The organism is Exiguobacterium sp. s80, from assembly GCF_018618725.1.
In the GTDB taxonomy this organism is placed as follows: Bacteria; Bacillota; Bacilli; order Exiguobacteriales; family Exiguobacteriaceae; genus Exiguobacterium_A; species Exiguobacterium_A oxidotolerans.
In genome coordinates, this window is record NZ_JACSMP010000004.1 from 70970 (window position 1) to 89375 (window position 18406).

Annotated in this window: 18 protein-coding genes and 1 tRNA gene; all 19 read left to right on the top strand. The window is 46.8% G+C overall.

The genetic code is table 11. The annotated features are described in order from the left end of the window. The first annotated feature begins 2 nt into the window (after positions 1-2). The 19 genes from KNP94_RS09505 (at position 3) to hemL (ending at position 18147) form a co-directional block, all read left to right on the top strand. On the top strand, positions 3-458 hold the full coding sequence (locus KNP94_RS09505; RefSeq protein ID WP_214766524.1) for an acyl-CoA thioesterase: 456 nt from the start codon (positions 3-5) through the stop codon (positions 456-458). Positions 459-523: 65 nt separating this feature from the next. Beyond that, on the top strand, positions 524-787 hold the full coding sequence (locus KNP94_RS09510; protein WP_012371023.1) for a phosphocarrier protein HPr: 264 nt from the start codon (positions 524-526) through the stop codon (positions 785-787). Between the two features lie 83 nt (positions 788-870). Beyond that, the gene (gene racE / locus KNP94_RS09515; RefSeq protein ID WP_215115604.1) at positions 871-1680 is read left to right on the top strand and encodes a glutamate racemase; all 810 of its coding nucleotides are present in this window, start codon (positions 871-873) and stop codon (positions 1678-1680) included. Beyond that, positions 1677-2432: a ribonuclease PH gene (gene rph / locus KNP94_RS09520; protein ID WP_088837564.1), complete on the top strand. Its 756-nt coding sequence runs from the start codon at positions 1677-1679 to the stop codon at positions 2430-2432. The genes racE and rph overlap by 4 nt, the downstream gene beginning before the upstream one ends. After that, positions 2429-3025, top strand: coding sequence for an XTP/dITP diphosphatase (locus KNP94_RS09525; RefSeq protein ID WP_214802118.1), 597 nt, complete (start codon positions 2429-2431; stop codon positions 3023-3025). The genes rph and KNP94_RS09525 overlap by 4 nt, the downstream gene beginning before the upstream one ends. Positions 3026-3031: 6 nt before the next feature. Next, on the top strand, positions 3032-3538 hold the full coding sequence (locus tag KNP94_RS09530; RefSeq protein WP_215115605.1) for a metallophosphoesterase family protein: 507 nt from the start codon (positions 3032-3034) through the stop codon (positions 3536-3538). A 67-nt stretch (positions 3539-3605) separates the two neighbouring features. Next, positions 3606-3679 (top strand) — tRNA-Arg (locus KNP94_RS09535). Positions 3680-3783: 104 nt separating this feature from the next. Next, positions 3784-4308 carry a hypothetical protein gene (locus KNP94_RS09540; protein ID WP_239456737.1) on the top strand — a complete coding sequence of 175 codons (525 nt, stop codon included), beginning with the start codon at positions 3784-3786 and terminating at the stop codon, positions 4306-4308. Positions 4309-4334: 26 nt separating this feature from the next. Further along, positions 4335-5342 (top strand): hypothetical protein, encoded by a 1008-nt coding sequence (locus KNP94_RS09545; RefSeq protein WP_215115606.1) that lies wholly within the window; start codon positions 4335-4337, stop codon positions 5340-5342. 112 nt (positions 5343-5454) lie between these two features. Further along, the gene (tig, locus tag KNP94_RS09550) at positions 5455-6747 is read left to right on the top strand and encodes a trigger factor (RefSeq protein ID WP_088837559.1); all 1293 of its coding nucleotides are present in this window, start codon (positions 5455-5457) and stop codon (positions 6745-6747) included. A gap of 233 nt (positions 6748-6980) precedes the next feature. Continuing rightward, the gene (gene clpX, locus KNP94_RS09555; RefSeq protein WP_088837558.1) at positions 6981-8246 is read left to right on the top strand and encodes an ATP-dependent protease ATP-binding subunit ClpX; all 1266 of its coding nucleotides are present in this window, start codon (positions 6981-6983) and stop codon (positions 8244-8246) included. A 69-nt stretch (positions 8247-8315) separates the two neighbouring features. Further along, on the top strand, positions 8316-10625 hold the full coding sequence (lon, locus tag KNP94_RS09560) for an endopeptidase La (RefSeq protein WP_214810632.1): 2310 nt from the start codon (positions 8316-8318) through the stop codon (positions 10623-10625). Position 10626: 1 nt separating this feature from the next. Continuing rightward, positions 10627-11208, top strand: a complete 582-nt coding sequence (gene yihA, locus KNP94_RS09565) for a ribosome biogenesis GTP-binding protein YihA/YsxC (RefSeq protein ID WP_088837556.1) — start codon at positions 10627-10629, stop codon at positions 11206-11208. A 268-nt stretch (positions 11209-11476) separates the two neighbouring features. Further along, a complete protein-coding gene (locus KNP94_RS09570) occupies positions 11477-12628 on the top strand; it encodes an AI-2E family transporter (protein WP_214766512.1) in 1152 nt (383 codons plus the stop codon). Between the two features lie 200 nt (positions 12629-12828). Further along, the gene (hemA, locus tag KNP94_RS09575) at positions 12829-14169 is read left to right on the top strand and encodes a glutamyl-tRNA reductase (protein ID WP_088837554.1); all 1341 of its coding nucleotides are present in this window, start codon (positions 12829-12831) and stop codon (positions 14167-14169) included. Between the two features lie 82 nt (positions 14170-14251). Next, complete coding sequence (hemC, locus tag KNP94_RS09580) at positions 14252-15178, top strand: hydroxymethylbilane synthase (RefSeq protein ID WP_088837553.1); 927 nt, start codon at positions 14252-14254, stop codon at positions 15176-15178. After that, positions 15168-15854, top strand: a complete 687-nt coding sequence (locus tag KNP94_RS09585; RefSeq protein ID WP_215115607.1) for a uroporphyrinogen-III synthase — start codon at positions 15168-15170, stop codon at positions 15852-15854. The genes hemC and KNP94_RS09585 overlap by 11 nt, the downstream gene beginning before the upstream one ends. Further along, positions 15851-16840 carry a porphobilinogen synthase gene (hemB, locus tag KNP94_RS09590; RefSeq protein ID WP_029331074.1) on the top strand — a complete coding sequence of 330 codons (990 nt, stop codon included), beginning with the start codon at positions 15851-15853 and terminating at the stop codon, positions 16838-16840. The genes KNP94_RS09585 and hemB overlap by 4 nt, the downstream gene beginning before the upstream one ends. Continuing rightward, positions 16837-18147: a glutamate-1-semialdehyde 2,1-aminomutase gene (gene hemL / locus KNP94_RS09595; RefSeq protein ID WP_214768696.1), complete on the top strand. Its 1311-nt coding sequence runs from the start codon at positions 16837-16839 to the stop codon at positions 18145-18147. Before hemB ends, hemL begins: the two co-directional genes overlap by 4 nt. The last annotated feature ends 259 nt before the right edge of the window (positions 18148-18406 follow it).

Here is an 18406-nt window from a genome sequence, read left to right on the forward strand (position 1 = left end):
ACGTGCGTGTACCTAGTTATATCGAAGATTTAGATGGGTGGTTAAGTCAAATGAAACACGGGACGAGACTCGATGTTGCGGTTCGTTTCGCTGAGACGGATGCCTACGGTCATATGAATAATCGGGTCCCGTTCGTCTATTTTGAGGATGTCCGGACGTTGATGCTTGAAGAGACAGGCTACTCGTTAGCAGATGACGGAATCGTCGTCGTCGCAGATGCGCAGTGTAACTACATCCGTCAAGTTTATCCACGGACGCGGCTTGCAGTCTACGCCTATCCTGTTCAAGTCGGAAAAGCCTCGTGTGACGTCCATTACGCGGCATTCGATGACGAAGAGCAACTGATGTTTACGGGACGAACGTCGATGGTACAAATCGATCGTGCTGGGAATGCTTTTCCATGGGATGAAGCCTATAAAAATTCCTTGCAGAATCGATTCGAATCCGTTATCATTTGATAATGAGTTCACATATTCGAAAACGACTCACTAGTACGTTATTAGTGGAGGGAGATTTCTTAATCATGGAAAAAACATTCAAAGTCATCGCAGATTCAGGCATTCATGCTCGTCCTGCAACACAACTTGTCAACACAGCTTCAAAATTCCAATCAGATATCAACTTGGAGTACAACGGAAAGACTGTTAACCTTAAGTCGATCATGGGTGTACTTTCACTCGGTATCGCTAAAGATTCAGACATCAAAATCGTTGCAAACGGTGACGATGCTTCTGAAGCAATCACGACTCTTTCAGACATGCTGACAAGCGAAGGTCTTGCTCAGTAATCCTTTTATCTACATTCTCGGACGCCGGTCTTGCACCGTCGTCCTTTTTTGTTACCATAGAGGATAGGAAGGTGAGATATGACGTGAACAAACCAATTGGAGTATTAGATTCTGGGGTCGGCGGCTTGACGGTCGCGCGTGAGCTGATGCGGCAGCTTCCTCATGAACAAATCATATATGTCGGGGATACATTACGCTGTCCCTATGGACCACGACCGGAAGAAGAAATCCGGCAATTTACATGGGAGATGATTGATTATCTTGTCGCGCAGGATGTCAAACTGATTGTCATCGCCTGTAATACAGCGACGGCAGTCGTCCTGAAAGAAGCACGGGAAAAATTGACGATTCCAGTCATTGGCGTCATCGACCCAGGAGCACGGGCGGCAGTCAAGGTAACGCGATCGAAACGAATCGGTGTCATCGGGACGAAGATGACGGTCGAGAGCAATTCTTATGAAAAGGCATTACGACATGTCGAAGGGCAAGTTGTTGTCGAATCACTTGCATGTCCGCCGTTCGTCCCGCTCGTCGAGTCCTCACAGACGACAGGTGCTTACGTCGAACGTGTCGTCGCCAATACATTACGTCCATTGCTTTCGTACGACATGGACACGTTAATTTTAGGGTGTACCCATTATCCGCTGCTCGCAGATGTCATTGGACGAGTCATCGGACCAGACGTCCAATTGATTTCTTCAGGAGACGAGACGGCGCTCGAAGTCGCGGCTCTCCTCGACTACAATGGAATTGCAGCAGGAAATGATTTTATACCGGAACATGTGTATCATGCGACAGGTGACACGCGTTCCTTTGAACGGATCGCGACCGATTGGTTGAGTCAACCAATCCAAGCAAAACGATTAGTACTCGGAACGGAGGCAACGACATGAGAATCGATCAACGAGAATCTACGGTGATGCGAGCGATTGCGTTTGAGACGAATGTGAATAAACATGCGGAAGGTTCCATCATGATCGCAGTCGGAGACACGCGGGTCTTGTGTACGGCAACGGTCGAAGAGAAAGTCCCACCCTTTTTACGGGGGAAACGTCATGGCTGGATCAATGCGGAATATGCAATGTTACCACGTGCGACGGCGCAACGGACAGCGCGCGAGTCGGTCCGTGGTAAACAGACAGGTCGGACGATGGAAATTCAGCGTTTGATTAGTCGGGCGTTACGTGCTGTCGTCGACTTAGAAAAACTAGGCGAGCGGACGGTCTGGATTGATTGTGATGTCATTCAAGCGGATGGCGGAACGAGAACGGCTGCGATCACAGGCGGTTTTCTTGCCCTCGTCCTCGCAGTAGACGGTCTGATTCAAAGCGGGAAACTGACGGATACACCAATCAAAGAAGGAATCGCAGCCGTCTCGATTGGAAAGGTCGGTCAAGAGCTGCTCCTCGATCTCTGTTATGAAGAGGATGCTGCAGCCGATGTTGATTTAAACTTAGTCATGACCTCTTCCGGGAAAATCGTCGAGATGCAGGCGACAGGTGAAGAGGCGACATTTTCGAAACGGGAAATGCTCGATATGCTCGAACTTGGGGAAAAGGGTATTGAAGAACTCCTGCGTGCCGGTCAAGACGCATTAGGTGCTTCGTGGTGGTATGTTGGAGAAGAAGTGGGGGAACATCGATGAAAATCATCGTCGCGACCCGCAATGCCGGGAAAGTGAAAGAACTCGAAGTGATGCTCGGGAAACTAGGTTATGACGTATCTTCTCTATTGGATTACGAAGCTGCACCTGAGACGGATGAAACGGGTGTAACTTTTGAAGAAAATGCTGAACTGAAAGCGAAAGAAGCAGCTGCTTACTTCGGTCACGCGGTTCTTGCCGACGACTCGGGACTCGAAGTCGACGCGCTCGACGGGGCGCCTGGTGTCTACTCAGCGCGTTTTGCAGGTCTAGAAAAATCAGATGCAGCGAATAATGCATTGTTGCTCGAAAAATTGGGCAATCGATCAATCGAAGAGCGGACAGCGCGCTTCGTCTGTGCATTGTCACTTGCAAAACCTTCTGGGGAGACGTTGACTGTACGCGGTACGATGGAAGGTCTCATCGGATTCGAAGCGAAAGGTGAGCATGGTTTCGGTTATGATCCTTTGTTCATCGTCCCATCTCGAAATCAAACGGCCGCCGAGTTAACAAAAGATGAGAAAGCGGCGATTAGTCATCGCGGGAATGCGTTGAAAAAACTTGAATTAGCACTGACTACTTTTTTAGGAGAGTGATCAACGATGAAAGCGTTAATCGTTAGTGATAGCCATGGTCTCGAATCGGAACTTCTGACAATCGTCGAACGGCATCCGGAAGCAGAGGTTGCGTATCATTGTGGAGACTCACAGTTGACACGGATGGACGAATCATTATATCCCTATCGTGTCGTTAAAGGGAATTGTGATTATGGTAACGACTTTGCCGATGAGGTACTTGAGCCTTTTGGCGCAGTCAATCTATTATGTGTCCATGGTCATCGTCAAGACGTGAAATACAGCCTCGACCACTTAGGCCATCATGCGGATCAAAAAGCAGCACAGATCGTGTTGTATGGTCATTCGCACGTGGCGAAAGCGGAACAAAAGGATGATAAACTCTTCATCAATCCGGGTTCGATTCGTATGCCGCGACACCGTCCTGAAAAAACGTATGCGATTTTGACGCTTGAAGAAGATGCGTATTCCGTTGATTTTTACGATCTGACAGGTGAACAGATTAATGCTTTACATTTAGAGGGCACGCTTTAAGAAAAGATTTTTTGTAATGTGATTGACACGAAAGAATTGTTTTAGTATAGTTTATTCGTGTTGACACGTCCCAATAGCTCAGCTGGATAGAGCAACGCCCTTCTAAGGCGTCGGTCGGGGGTTCGAATCCCTCTTGGGACGCTATAATTAAAATAGAGACTGCCCTTACGAGGGCGGTCTCTTTTTTTTATTATGATTTTCGATTATAATCAAGGTATCATGAACTTAAAAAGGGGATGTGGACAATGAGGAAACGAATCGGTGGAATCCTCCTTCTGACAGTTGCTCTAGCTGGTTGTAGCGAAATAACGAATACGGTCGACGACGCAAAACAACAAGTCGTCGAAGTGAAAAATAATGTTGATTATGCAGCGGAACTACAAACGATTGCGAAAGATACATCACGTGTCACGTCAGAGCTCTCGGCTAAGCTCGATCAAGCAGCGGAGAATGCACGCGAATCGGCAAATCCAGAACAAACACTGGATCAACAAATGGAAAAGCTGAAAAATGATGAGACGGTTCAAAAGTTAGAGAAAGAGCTTGATCAAATCGACGAGCGTCTGTCTAGTCTCGACAGTCCGCCGGCCGAACTAAAGAGTTTGAGTGATAAGTTAAAGCAGTATGTCGATCAATCAGAGTCGATGACACGTCTTCTTGAGACGGACGTCTCGCTCGATACGTTGAATCAGCTTGGAGTCGAACAAGGACAACGACTGCAAGACGCAATATCTAGTTGGACGGAACGACTCGATCCCTTCACAAAATAAGAATGATTGGTAGAGGAGGAGAGCGCATGAGTGAATCCCGTTGGATGGAACGACCGCTGGAACAGGAACGGATGCGACTCGCACGGATAACGAGGGTCGAGCGAGATGAACGGATGAAGCGACTCGATGACGTGGCGATGAGTGATGACGACATTTTGTATAGGGTATATACGATGCAAGATGCTTTTTCTGAGAGTAAAGAAGAACGAGAACGCTTCATCAAAATAGCGGAATCGTTTTTGACAGTCGAAGGAGTTGAGCAAGTGCTTGCGCTCTTCCTCTTTGAGCATGGACAGGCATACCCGCTTCGTGTCGCGCTTCGGACAGCCTCACCATACTTACCATACGGTCTAGCAGTTAAGTTGGAGGAAGCGGCATCAATGCTTGGACGGCAAACGGAACCAGACAAGGAAGCACGTTCGGACGAATCGTTTTTAACGCGGAAATCGCTCGGGAAGTCGGAAGCGGAATGGATAAACGTTTTTCAAACAGGAACGTACGAACAACAATTCGAGCAGTTACGTGGACTGACGCTTGAAAAGGCGCCTGAATTGAGACGGTATCTTTGCACCTCTTATGCAATCGGTGAGGACGTAAGACAGCAAAGTTTGATCGTCCTTCATACGTTATTATTGCAATTAATGACGGACGACTCATGTTTTCCTTTAACGCTTCGAATCGAACGTTTGCAGCTTGACGTGACATTCGATTCCGCCGAGCAGCTACGTAGACGGTTGGAACAACAGCAGGCGCAACTGCTAGGAGTGCAAGAAGTTTTATTTAGCTTAAGACGGCTCGATCCTTTTCGAGCGCTATTAATGTTGTCCTGGCATCAAATGCTCCACCTCGATCAGGAAGTCGATTTATTCGATATGGACCCGGTCGAGATGATTGAAACGCTTGATGCACTCGCTGGAATGACGTTCGAACGTGATGTGCCCGAAAAAGAACTCGAGGCACTTGCGCGTGACTTATACGATAGTGCTCATCAGATGTTAGAAGAGGGAAAAGCGTACGAGAAGACGGCGATATAGGAAATGCGAGGAATCCATTCGTTCAACAGTGGTAATGCTCGGAATGGATGTGCTATAATGTGACTTGTTGTACACACATGTACGCTAATTGACAATTTTGGAGGGACTCAGCATGACTGCAAAATGGGAAAAACAATCAGGTAGCCTCGGCGTTCTCACGTATGAAGCGCCTGCTGAAGCATTTGATAAAGCGGTAGACCAAGCGTTCAAGAAAGTCGTTAAGACTTTGAACACACCTGGTTTCCGTAAAGGAAAAATGCCACGCACAATGTTTAACAAAATGTACGGTGAAGAAGCACTTTATCAAGATGCTCTTGATATCTTGTATCAAGATACAATCGAAGGTGCTGTCGTCGAATCAGGTATCGAGCCAATCGCGCTTGAAAACATCGACGTTGAAACACTCGAAAAAGGAAAACCGGTTGAGTTTAAAATCACGTTCGTCATCGAACCTGAAGCAACTCTCGGTGAGTACAAAGGTCTTGAGTACACAGCTGTCGAAACTGACGTCACTGACGAAGATGTCGATGCTGAACTCAAAACAATGCAAGAGCGTGGAGCAGAGCTCGTCGTAAAAGAAGACGGCGTCATCGAAAATGGCGACACAGTCGTATTCGACTTCGCAGGTTTTGATGGGGACAACCAATTCGACGGCGGAACTGCTGAAAACTATTCACTCGTCATCGGTTCAGGAAACTTCATTCCAGGATTCGAAGAGCAAATGGTCGGTCTGAAAACTGGTGAGCAAAAAGATATCGACGTTACTTTCCCAGAAGAGTACCATGAAGCATCACTCGCTGGTAAACCAGTCGTATTCAAAGTAACAATCCACGAAGTGAAAGCACAAGAACTCCCTGAATTGACAGATGAGTTCGCTAAAGAAATGGACGAAGAAGTTTCTTCTCTTGATGAGTTGAAAACAAAAATTCGTACACGTCTTGAAAACACACGTAAACAAGAAGCTGATGCTTCAATGCGTGATGAGTTGGTTGAAGCAGCGACTAAAAACGCGACAGTTGATCTTCCTGCAGTTATGGTCGACAACGAAGTTGAGCGTATGGTCCAAGAATTCACACAACGCATTCAATCACAAGGTATCGAACTCGACATGTACTTCCAGTTAACTGGAACGACAGAAGAAGCGATGCGTACTGAAATGAAAGAACAAGCAGAAGAACGTGTTAAAGCACGTCTCGTTCTGAAACAAATTGTTGCAGATGAAAACATCGAAGTGAACGAAGAAGAAGCGCAAGCTGAACTTCAATCGATGTCTGAACTCTACAACATCCCTGCTGATCAACTTGAAACGATGCTCGCGCCACAAGGTGGTCTCGACACGCTTAAAGGTGATCTCCAGTTCCGTAAAGCAATCGACGTTCTCGTTGATAATGCTAAAACGAAATAAGTTTTTTAACTGAACTAAACGATTTCAAGACCTATTTCTGGTCTTGAAGTCGTTTTTTTTGTACGATAGGTCAAACAAGGACAAACATTATCAAAATCTTCAAATCAAACTGTAAAACGCTCGTCCAAGATTTGAAAGACTTTCCTTGTTCGTGCTACAATCATTAATAGTAAAACGTGAGATTGGATGCGAAACGTATCTATACAACTTCCACGTTAAAGGGGTGGACCTTTATGTTTAAATTTAACGAAGAGAAAGGTCAGCTAAAATGTTCTTTCTGCGGAAAGACACAAGAGCAAGTGCGCAAACTTGTTGCTGGACCTGGCGTTTACATTTGCGATGAATGTATCGAACTCTGCAATGAAATCGTTGAAGAGGAACTTGGTACAGAAGAAGAAGTCGAACTAAAGAACGTACCAAAACCGCATGAAATTCGTGAGACATTAAATGATTATGTCATCGGTCAAGAGAAAGCGAAAAAGTCTTTGTCTGTCGCAATGTACAATCATTACAAACGAATCAACGCCGGTGGTCGGGCAGATGATGTCGAGCTTTCTAAATCTAACATCGTCATGATTGGACCAACAGGTAGTGGTAAGACACTTCTTGCACAAACAATGGCACGTATCTTAAATGTTCCTTTCGCGATTGCGGATGCGACAAGTTTAACGGAAGCTGGATATGTTGGGGAAGATGTTGAAAACATCCTCTTGAAACTCATTCAAGCTGCTGATTACGATGTCGAGAAAGCAGAAAAAGGAATCATCTATATTGACGAGATTGATAAAATTGCCCGTAAATCTGAAAATCCTTCCATCACACGTGATGTATCAGGGGAAGGGGTGCAACAAGCACTTCTTAAAATCCTAGAAGGAACAGTTGCGAGCGTACCGCCACAAGGTGGACGTAAACATCCACATCAAGAATTCATTCAAATCGATACGACGAATATTCTTTTCATCGTCGGTGGAGCATTTGATGGAATCGACCAATCGATTAAACGTCGTCTTGGTAAAAAAGTCATCGGATTCGGAAATGACTCTGAAAACCGTAACTTTACGCAAAAAGAAATTCTTGCTGCCGCATTACCAGAGGATCTCCAAAAGTTCGGACTAATCCCCGAGTTCATCGGTCGTCTGCCAGTCATGGCGACACTCGAACCACTCGATGAGGATGCACTCGTCCAAATCTTGACGAAACCTAAAAATGCGTTAGTCAAACAATATAAAAAAATGCTTCAACTTGATGATGTCGAACTCGACTTCACAGATGAGGGACTAATTGAAATCGCGAAACTCGCAATCAAACGGAAAACCGGTGCACGTGGTTTACGTTCGATCATCGAGGAAACGATGCTTGAAATCATGTTCGAAATACCATCACGTGAAGATATCGCAAAAGTCATCATTACAGCTGAAACGTTGACTGGTAAGCGTGGTCCGACGCTTGAGTTGAAAGATGGTACAATTGAACAAGGTAAAGAAAAAGAAACGGCGTAACACCGTGACAAATCGGCTCGGAGGCTACTTGTACGCCTTTCCGAGCCTTTTTTGTTTAGGAGGAATTTGATGAAGACAAAACAATATCCACTTTTACCACTTCGTGGCGTCGTCGCCTATCCATTAATCGGCTTGACGATTGATGTTGGTCGACCAGTTTCACTAAAAGCATTACTCGCTTCAAAGGAACATGAAATTGATTTGGTCGTCGTGACGCAACGCGACCCAGAAGCAGAACCATCGGTTGACGGACTGCATACAATCGGAACACTTGTCCAAATCGCGAAGATGAGTGAGCTTGGCAATGATACGGTCCGCGTCCGCGTCATCGGTAAGGAACGTGTTCGGATTGAACAAGTCAGTGAAACAGATGAAGGGTATCAAGCAGCCATCGAACCGATTGAGAAAATTGATATCAAAGGTGCAAAACAAGAGGCGCTCGTCCGCTTGATTAAAGAACAATTCGGTCAACTCGTCTCCCGTATCAAAGGCATCGGGACAGACGAACGACGTCGTTTTGAAACGTATGAACGCCTGGATTCTTTGACGGATTACATCACGTCGAAATTGCCGATTGAACTTGCAAAAAAACAAGAATTCCTAGAAGAAAATGATCCGGTCGAGCGGGGCTTGATGTTGCTCGATGTCATGAAGCATGAGTACGAAGTCGTTGAGCTAGAGCGAGAAATGCGGGAACGGACGAAAAAAACGATTGAACAATCCCAACGTGACTATTACCTTCGGGAACAGTTGAAAACGATTCAACAAGAACTCGGAGGGGAAGCAGTTTCTGCTGAAAGTGATGCTGTGAAGTATAAAGAACAGCTAGCGATGCTCGATTTATCAGACACAGCCGTTGCAAACGTTGAAAAAGAAATCAATCGGTTAGCCGTCGTACCGGCGACGAGTCCGGAACATGGTGTCATTCGAAATTACTTGGAATGGTTCTTCTCGCTTCCATGGAATGAGGCGACGGATGATTTCTTGAACGTCGAAGCGGCGTCGGAACAACTCGATGAAGATCACTACGGTCTCGAAAAAGTAAAAGAACGGATTCTCGAGTATTTAGCTGTCCGTCAATTGACGGATTCGTTACGTGGACCGATTCTATGTCTCGCAGGTCCTCCGGGGGTCGGGAAGACTTCACTTGCACGTTCCATCGCTACCGCTCTTGAACGGAAGTTCGTCCGTGTATCGCTTGGTGGTGTACGAGATGAAGCAGAGATCCGCGGCCATCGCCGGACGTATATCGGAGCGATGCCGGGACGAATCATTCGTGGACTGAAACAAGCAGGTACGAACAATCCGGTCTTCCTACTCGACGAAATCGATAAGATGTCGAATGATTTCCGTGGGGATCCATCGTCTGCGATGCTTGAAGTGCTCGATCCTGAGCAAAACAATAGCTTTTCTGATCACTATATCGAAGAACCGTTCGATTTATCGAACGTGTTATTCATCGCAACGGCGAATGATGTCTCGAACATTCCAGGACCTTTACTTGACCGGATGGAATTGATTCAAATCGGTGGTTATACGGAGCAAGAGAAAGCACAAATTGCGGTCCGTCACTTGCTATCGAAACAAATCAAAGAACATGGCTTGAAAAAGAGTCAATTAACAGTCAAACCGGACGCGCTCGAGGAAGTCGTCCGACGGTATACACGAGAAGCCGGTGTCCGGAACTTGGAACGTGTGTTAGGGTCGCTTTGTCGTAAGGCGGCGAAACAAATCGCGATGGGTGAAAAGAAACGTGTCACGGTGACGAAACGGAATTTACCAGACTTCTTAGGGAAACCGATCTACCGGTATGGTCAAGGAGAATTAGAAGATACGATTGGCGCGGTGACCGGTTTAGCGTATACTGCATTTGGGGGCGACACACTGACGATTGAAGTCAGTCTTGCGCCAGGTAAAGGAAAATTGCAATTAACGGGTAAACTTGGTGACGTCATGCAAGAGTCGGCTCAGACAGCATACAGCTTCGTACGAGCGAACGCTGAAGCAGTTGGAATTGACCCGAATTTCTATGAAACACAGGATATTCATATCCACGTACCGGAAGGCGCCGTACCGAAAGATGGCCCGTCAGCTGGGATTACGATTGCGACAGCCTTGATTTCTGCTCTGACGAAACGTCCAGTCCGGCGCGACGTCGGAATGACAGGCGAAATCACGTTACGTGGTCGTGTCTTACCAATCGGTGGTCTAAAAGAGAAATCGCTCGCGGCACATCGTGCAGGATTGACGACGATTTTAATGCCACAAGACAATACGCGCGATATCGATGAGATTCCAGAAACCGTTCGAGATGGGATTCGATTCATTCCGGTCGCTACGATGGACCAAGTACTCGAACATGCATTAAAAGGAGAGTAACATGAAAATTTATAAAGCAGATTTTATTACAAGTGGTGTCAATCCGGAGCATTATCCGGAACCACTTCTTCCTGAAGTTGCACTTGCGGGACGGTCGAACGTCGGAAAGTCGTCGTTCATCAATAAGCTCGTCCAGCGGAAGGCACTCGCACGTACTTCATCAAAACCAGGGAAAACACAAACGTTGAACTTCTTCAATATCAATGATGAGCTCATGTTTGTCGATGTACCCGGATACGGCTACGCGAAAGTTTCGAAAACGGAACGGGAAGCCTGGGGAAAAATGATGGAGAAGTATTTCACGACACGTGAAATACTAAAAGGTGTCGTCTTACTCGTTGACATTCGTCATGAACCATCGGCAGATGATGTCATCATGTACGACTTCTTAAAGTACTATGACTTATCCGTCATCGTCGTCGCGACAAAACTTGATAAAATCAAGCGTGGTCAGCGGGATAAACAAATCGCAGCCATCAAGCGGAAACTGCAATTTGATGGTCAAGATACATTCATTCCGTTTTCTTCAGAAACGGGCGAAGGTGTCGATGCGGCATGGGAAGCGATTTATGCTCATTTGTAAGAGGTACAACTGATTGAAGGTAAAAGGCAATGTTCACAAGATGAACATTGCCTTTTAATTTATTATTTCGAAAATAATATAGATAAAAAATAGCGATGTATCTATACTTAATATTGTAAAAAGATAAAGATTATTTCCAGTTCTCTTTTGGACATAGCTTTCATCCAGCGTAAATCTTGATGAAAAAGATGAAATAATAACAAATTAATGGAATAGCAGCTTTAAAAAATATGCTATACCGGAATTGAAAACTGTAGGAGGCTTATTCGTGGACTTACTTCGAAACAAATGGTTTAAAGCATTACTTTGGATACTAACGATTTTCTTAGTCATCTGGGTCGGGACGAAAATCTCGTTTTTATTCCAACCGATTAAAGTGATGCTTGCGTTAATTTTCCCACCACTTATCATTGCAGGAATTTTTTATTACTTTACACTTGGAATCGTTGATGCCTTACAAAAACGTGTCAAAAAACGTGGACTTGCCGTCCTGATTGTTTTACTCGCTTTTGTCGGGATTTTGACGCTCATCATTACGTTGATCGGTCCAATCCTCGTCAAACAGGTGACGGAGTTTGTCACGAGCATCCCGAATCTTGTCGTAGAACTACGTGATCAAACGTTGAATCTACGCGATCAATTGATGGACAATCGTTTTATTTCGAACTGGGTTCAACACAATACGGAATTGTTTGACGAGTGGACGAATGAAGCGACGTCATATATCGGAACGCTCTTCAAGTCCGTTTCGGCATCTGTCGGAACCATTTTCGGTGTCATCTCTTCGACGGTTCTAATCGTCGTGCTCGTTCCGTTCATTCTCGTCTACATGCTGCTTGACGGGTACAAGTTTCCTGACTCGGTCGTTAAACTCTTACCGAAAGGCTATGAGGCAGAAACACGTAACATCTTACATGACATGCACGTGACGGTTAAGCACTACGTCAATGGTCAAGTCATCGTCTCACTCTGCGTTGGATTGATGTCGTTAATCGGTTTCTTCATCTCAGATATTCAATACGCTTTGTTACTCGCATTATTTTGTACGGTGACGAACATCATTCCGTATCTTGGACCATATATCGGGGCTGTTCCTGCCGTCATCGTCGGATTCATCGATGATCCGATCAAGGCGCTTTATGCAATCATCACGATCGTTATCGCACAACAAATTGAATCGAATTTAATTTCTCCGTATGTTCAAGGGAAAACGTTAAAAGTTCATCCGTTGACGATCATCATCGTCTTGCTCGTCGCCGGTAAAATCGCCGGTATCATCGGCGTCATTTTGGCTGTTCCGACATATGCTGTCTCCAAAGTCGTCATCCAGAACATTGCTCGTATTTATCGTTTACGTCAGCAACAGTTCGACTTGCAGACCGAGAGCTCGACAATCATTACCGATTCTTCCAAATCCTGACGATAAGCCCTCTGCTGAAACATTCGAGCAGAGGGTTTGTGATTTATCCGAGAGAGGGATAGGATGAAAGAATACTTTTCACAACTTTGACTCATTTTAGTTTATAAATTGATTGGAATCTTTTTTATAATGGTTATAATGTAGAGTAGAGAACAAAAGATAGAGGAGAATGAAATCTTTAGACGTAAGGGGTAGAGCGCATGCATATCGTAGTTGTCGGTTTAAATAATAAGACGGCGCCTGTATCAATACGCGAACAAGTCTCATTTGGGGAACATGAGATGAAGGGAGCGGTCGTGGCGTTACGAGATGAAAAGAGTATTTTCGAGAGCGTCATCGTGTCGACTTGTAACCGGACCGAATTATATGTCGTGACGGATCAACCACACACAGGACGCTACTATACAAAACGTTTTCTTGCGAACTGGTTCGGTTTGACGATGGAAGAACTTGAACCGTATTTATTCATCCATGAAGGATTTGATGCGATGAAGCACTTGTTCCGAGTGACGAGTGGTCTCGATTCGATGATCGTCGGGGAAACGCAAATTTTAGGTCAAGTGAAGACAAGTTTCTTTACAGCGCAAAAATTAGAAACGACGGGAACGGTCTTCAACAAACTATTTAAGGAAGCGGTAACGCTTGCGAAACGTGCCCATGCTGAAACAGGAATCGGGGAGAGTGCCGTTTCTGTCAGTGCTGCTGCCGTGACACTTGCAGAACAATTGCTCGGTTCTCTTGAAGATAAATCAATTGTCGTCATCGGTGCCGGTGAGACAGGTGAATTGACGACGTTGAACTTGTATGAGGCCGGTGCGCGAGATATCACGGTCTTTAACCGAACGCTTGCGAAAGCAGAAGAAGTTGCGAATCGTTTCGAAGGGTCTGCACATTCGATTAACGAAATGCAATGTGGTCTTCTTCGCGCTGATATCGTCATTTCTTCTACCGGTGCCAAACGGGCGATCATCAAGCGGGAAGATATCGCCGCTGCTCAACTGTTCCGCAGTGACCGTCCCTTCCTGTTGATCGACATCGCGGTACCACGTGATATCGAGCCGACAGCGGGTGACTTACCTGGTGTTCATTTATATGACGTCGATGATTTAACATCAATCGTCCAACAGAACATGGCGGAACGGATGAAAGAAGCGGCTAAAATCGAGTTACGGATTGAAGCTGCCATCGCTGAGTTTGAAGGATGGATGACGACGCTTGGTGTCGTTCCAATCATTACGGAACTGCGCGATCAATCGCTTAAAATTCAGCAAGAGACGATGCAAAGCCTCGAACGGAAACTGCCGGACATGTCGGCCCGTGAAAAAGCCGTCATCGGAAAACACATGAAATCAATTATCAATCAATTATTACGTGAACCGCTCTCATACATTAAAGATGCCGCGGCAAAACCAGATGCAGAACAACGCATTGCACAGTTCATGGACACCTTTGCACTCGATGAAGAACTGTTTGATTCGTCGGTCGAAGACGTCGTGTTACAAGACGAAACTTCTGAACCACGCAAAGCTGTGAATCGGTGAACAAAGCTGTAATTGTGTTACAATAGAAAAGCATGGGGCGGACTTGTGCCGCCCCTTTATTATTGTACAGGGGGATTTTAGCATGCGAAAAATCATAGTAGGTTCACGCAGTTCGAAACTAGCGATGACACAGACGAAATGGGTCATCGAGCAATTGAAACAAGCGGGTGCTCCATATGAATTCGAAATCAAAAACATCATCACTAAAGGGGACCGCATCCTTGATGTGACATTGTCTAAAGTCGGCGGGAAAGGATTATTCGTCAAGGAAATCGAACAACAGATGCTGGATGAAGAAATCGACTTCGCTGTCCATAGCATGAAAGATCTTCCGTCAGAACTTCCGGCAGGTCTTATCATCGGATCAACACCTGCACGTGTCGATGCACGGGATGCGCTCATCACAACAACAGGAGGCGGACTTGCGACCCTGCCTGAAGGTGCTACGGTCGGGACGAGCAGTTTACGCCGCGGCTCACAATTGCTTAAACTTCGTCCAGATTTGAAGATTGAATCGATTCGCGGAAACATTGATACACGTCTCGAAAAGTTGAAGACAGGACCATTCGACGGGATTTTACTTGCGGCAGCTGGTCTGCAACGGATGGGGTGGTCGGATGAAATCGTCTCGGAATACATTTCGACGGACGAGATGATTCCTGCTGTCGGTCAAGGTATCTTGGCAATCGAATGCCGTGAACAAGATCAAGAAATCCGTGATCTTTTAAATTTAATTCATGATCAAATGACTGAAAAAGTGGCCTTTGCCGAGCGGTCATTCTTATCCGCGATCGAAGGAAGCTGTCACGTCCCGGTTGGTGGTTTTGCGACGATCAACGAAGATTTATCGACGACACTCGTCGGTTTCATCGGTTCAGTCGATGGGACACAAATCTTGCTCGAACGCGAAACTTCGCTTGACCCGATGCAACTCGGTCAACTCGTCGCGGATCGGTTACTCGATGCCGGCGGTCGCGAAATTCTCGCATCGTTGCCGGATGACTTATAAACGGCTTGTCCTGACCGGGAGTCGGCCACCGAACTCGCAGCAAGTGCAGCGTTTAGCGGAACGGCAGATTGAAGTCATTCACGAACCAAGTATCGAGACGGTACCGGTTGCATTCGAATTGCCACCGGCACTTGATTGGTTGGTCGTGACGAGCCCGACAGGCGTCGAACGAATCGAGGCCGATTTACCACGATTACAAAAAACGAAAATTGCAGTTGTTGGGACAAAAACAGCGCAAGCCCTCGAACGAGCGGGGCGAACCGCGGACTTCATCCCATCTGCCTTTACGGGTGATGTTCTTGTCGCCGAGTTACAGCACCAACTATTGCCGAACCAACGGATTTGTTTTGCCCGTGGGAATCGGTCGCGCCAAGAACCACTCGAACACTTAAAACAATTCGTCTCAGCTGACGTCCTCGAAGTCGTGACGTATGAAACGAACATCCGACGGATTCCGCGAGAACGTTTGTCAGACGCAACTTTTATCGGATTACAAAGTCCATCGTCCGTCGAAGCACTCGCTTCGTTAGCACTTCAAACGTCTGCGACGTATGTCGCGATTGGACCGGTCACGGAACAAGCAGCGCGAGCAGCAGGACTGTATCCTCTGCGCATCGCGAAGACGTTTACGCTCGACGGATTGATTGACTGTATTTTAGAGGAGGAACTGTTATGAACACATTAGAATTCGCACGTCACCGCCGTTTGCGAAATACGGCTTCACTTCGCTCACTCGTACGAGAAAATCATTTGCATAAATCAGATTTGATTTATCCACTGTTTATCGCAGAAGGAGAAGACATTAAGCGGGAAGTTAGTTCGATGCCTGGTGTGTTCAACCTATCGCTTGATCATCTCGAAGCAGAAATCAACGAAATCGTAAAACTCGGTATCGAGTCGGTGATTTTATTTGGTGTCCCACATGATCATTTAAAAGATGAACAAGGCACAGGGGCATTCCATGATCACGGGATCGTTCAAGAAGCAACGCGTCTCGTCAAGAAACTCGCACCGCAATTGACGGTCATCGCGGATACATGTCTCTGTGAATATACATCGACAGGACATTGCGGCATCGTTGCGGACGGTACAGTCGATAATGACGCCTCACTCCCACTGCACGTCCAAACGGCCGTCTCACAAGCGCGTGCCGGTGCAGACATCATTGCACCATCATCGATGATGGACGGTTTTGTCGCTGCAATCCGTCAAGGGCTTGATGAGAATGGGTTCAGCCATATTCCAGTCATGAGTTATGGCGTTAAGTACGCTTCTGCCTATTATGGGCCATTCCGTGACGCAGCCAATTCAGCACCGGGTGAAGGTGATCGTAAAGGATATCAAATGGATCCGGCGAACCGCCGTGAAGCATTCCGGGAAGCAACGTCTGACGTAGAACAAGGGGCAGACTTCATGATTGTCAAACCAGCGCTTGCCTTCATGGACATCATTCGGGACGTGCGCGAGCGGATTGATTTACCAATCGTCGCCTACAACGTCTCAGGGGAATATGCCATGGTCAAAGCAGCGGCACTCAACGGTTGGATTGATGAAGAACGAATCGTCATGGAGACGATGCTTGGTTTTAAACGTGCTGGAGCGGATTTAATCATCACGTATTTCGCGAAAGACATCTGTCGTTACTTGGAGGGATCGAAATGAGCTTAACCAATCAGAACTCAAAATCAAAAGCTGCCTTTGAGCGGGCATTACCACTCATGCCGGGTGGCGTGAACAGTCCAGTCCGTGCCTATAAATCAGTTGGTATGACACCAATCTTTGCCGAACGAGCAAGTGGTTCAAAATTATACGATATCGATGGGAAGGAATACATCGATTACGTTTTATCATGGGGACCGATGATTTTAGGTCACGCCGACCCGATCGTCACGGCGGCGATTCAAGAACAGGCAACACGCGGTTGGAGTTACGGGACACCAACTGAAATCGAGTCAGCGATGGCAGAACTCGTCATCAGTCGTGTCCCGTCCGTCGAGGTCGTCCGGATGGTCAACTCGGGGACGGAAGCAACGATGGCGGCATTACGTCTCGCGCGTGGGTTTACAGGCAAAACGAAAATCCTGAAATTTGAAGGGTGTTACCACGGACACGGCGATTCGTTGTTGATTAAAGCCGGTTCAGGCGTCGCGACGCTCGGTCTTCCCGATTCACCGGGAGTTCCGGCACAAATCGCCAGCATGACGTTGACGGTTCCGTATAATGATATGGATGCTGTCCGGACAGCCTTTGAAAAACATGGTGACGATATCGCAGGTGTCATCGTTGAACCGGCAGCAGGGAACATGGGCTTCGTCCCGCCGGCAGCCGGATTCCTCGAAGGGCTTCGTGAAATCACGGAAGCACACGGTACGTTGTTAATTTTCGACGAAGTCATGACCGGTTTCCGTGTCGGCTTCAACTGTGCCCAAGGATACTTCGGTGTCACACCGGACATCACATGTCTCGGTAAAGTCATCGGTGGTGGTATGCCCGTCGGTGCCTACGGTGGACGCCGTGACATCATGGAGCAAATCGCGCCGCAAGGTCCAATCTATCAGGCAGGTACCCTGTCGGGGAATCCGCTTGCGATGGCAGCGGGGCTTGCGACCTTAACGCAATTAAAACCGGAGCACTACGAAGTGTTTGACCAAAAAGCAAATCGTCTAGCAGAAGGCTATTTACAGGCTGCTGCGAAATATAACATTCCGTTGACGACGAACCGGGCTGGAGCAATGTTCGGTGTCTTCTTCACTAATCAACCCGTGACGAATTTCGAACAAGCGAAAACATCGAACCTCGAGATGTTCCGTTCGTACTATCAAAAGATGGCGGCGCGCGGAATCTTCCTCCCACCGTCACAATTCGAGGGACTCTTCTTATCGACCGTCCACTCGGATGATGATATCGAACGGACGATTGAAGCTGTCGAACTGACGTTCAAAGAACTCCAGGTCGAATTTAACCGTTAAGGAGTTCTTGACGGGTGATGGACGTCTCGGATAAAATAAGGAAAGAATAATTTGGAAACAGCGTTGACGGGAAGAGTAGTCAGACAACAGACTGTAAGAGAGAACACATCCACCGGCTGAGAGATGTGACAGTGTGTCCTGACGAAGGTCACCCCACGAGCTGGTATCGTAAGCGCGAGCGAGCGATATCCGGATTCCGCACGTTACGCGGGCTAGAGGGCACTCCCGTTTTCGGGGTGAACTAAGGTGGTACCGCGGA

What these genes read in the sequence shown, in the direction of transcription:
- KNP94_RS09510 (WP_012371023.1), top strand. Translation starts at nt 524, where the DNA reads ATGGAAAAAACATTCAAAGTCATCGCAGATTCAGGCATTCATGCTCGT.
- rph (WP_088837564.1), top strand. Translation starts at nt 1,677, where the DNA reads ATGAGAATCGATCAACGAGAATCTACGGTGATGCGAGCGATTGCGTTT.
- KNP94_RS09525 (WP_214802118.1), top strand. Translation starts at nt 2,429, where the DNA reads ATGAAAATCATCGTCGCGACCCGCAATGCCGGGAAAGTGAAAGAACTC.
- KNP94_RS09530 (WP_215115605.1), top strand. Translation starts at nt 3,032, where the DNA reads ATGAAAGCGTTAATCGTTAGTGATAGCCATGGTCTCGAATCGGAACTT.
- KNP94_RS09540 (WP_239456737.1), top strand. Translation starts at nt 3,784, where the DNA reads ATGAGGAAACGAATCGGTGGAATCCTCCTTCTGACAGTTGCTCTAGCT.
- KNP94_RS09545 (WP_215115606.1), top strand. Translation starts at nt 4,335, where the DNA reads ATGAGTGAATCCCGTTGGATGGAACGACCGCTGGAACAGGAACGGATG.
- tig (WP_088837559.1), top strand. Translation starts at nt 5,455, where the DNA reads ATGACTGCAAAATGGGAAAAACAATCAGGTAGCCTCGGCGTTCTCACG.
- clpX (WP_088837558.1), top strand. Translation starts at nt 6,981, where the DNA reads ATGTTTAAATTTAACGAAGAGAAAGGTCAGCTAAAATGTTCTTTCTGC.
- lon (WP_214810632.1), top strand. Translation starts at nt 8,316, where the DNA reads ATGAAGACAAAACAATATCCACTTTTACCACTTCGTGGCGTCGTCGCC.
- yihA (WP_088837556.1), top strand. Translation starts at nt 10,627, where the DNA reads ATGAAAATTTATAAAGCAGATTTTATTACAAGTGGTGTCAATCCGGAG.
- hemA (WP_088837554.1), top strand. Translation starts at nt 12,829, where the DNA reads ATGCATATCGTAGTTGTCGGTTTAAATAATAAGACGGCGCCTGTATCA.
- hemC (WP_088837553.1), top strand. Translation starts at nt 14,252, where the DNA reads ATGCGAAAAATCATAGTAGGTTCACGCAGTTCGAAACTAGCGATGACA.
- KNP94_RS09585 (WP_215115607.1), top strand. Translation starts at nt 15,168, where the DNA reads ATGACTTATAAACGGCTTGTCCTGACCGGGAGTCGGCCACCGAACTCG.
- hemB (WP_029331074.1), top strand. Translation starts at nt 15,851, where the DNA reads ATGAACACATTAGAATTCGCACGTCACCGCCGTTTGCGAAATACGGCT.
- hemL (WP_214768696.1), top strand. Translation starts at nt 16,837, where the DNA reads ATGAGCTTAACCAATCAGAACTCAAAATCAAAAGCTGCCTTTGAGCGG.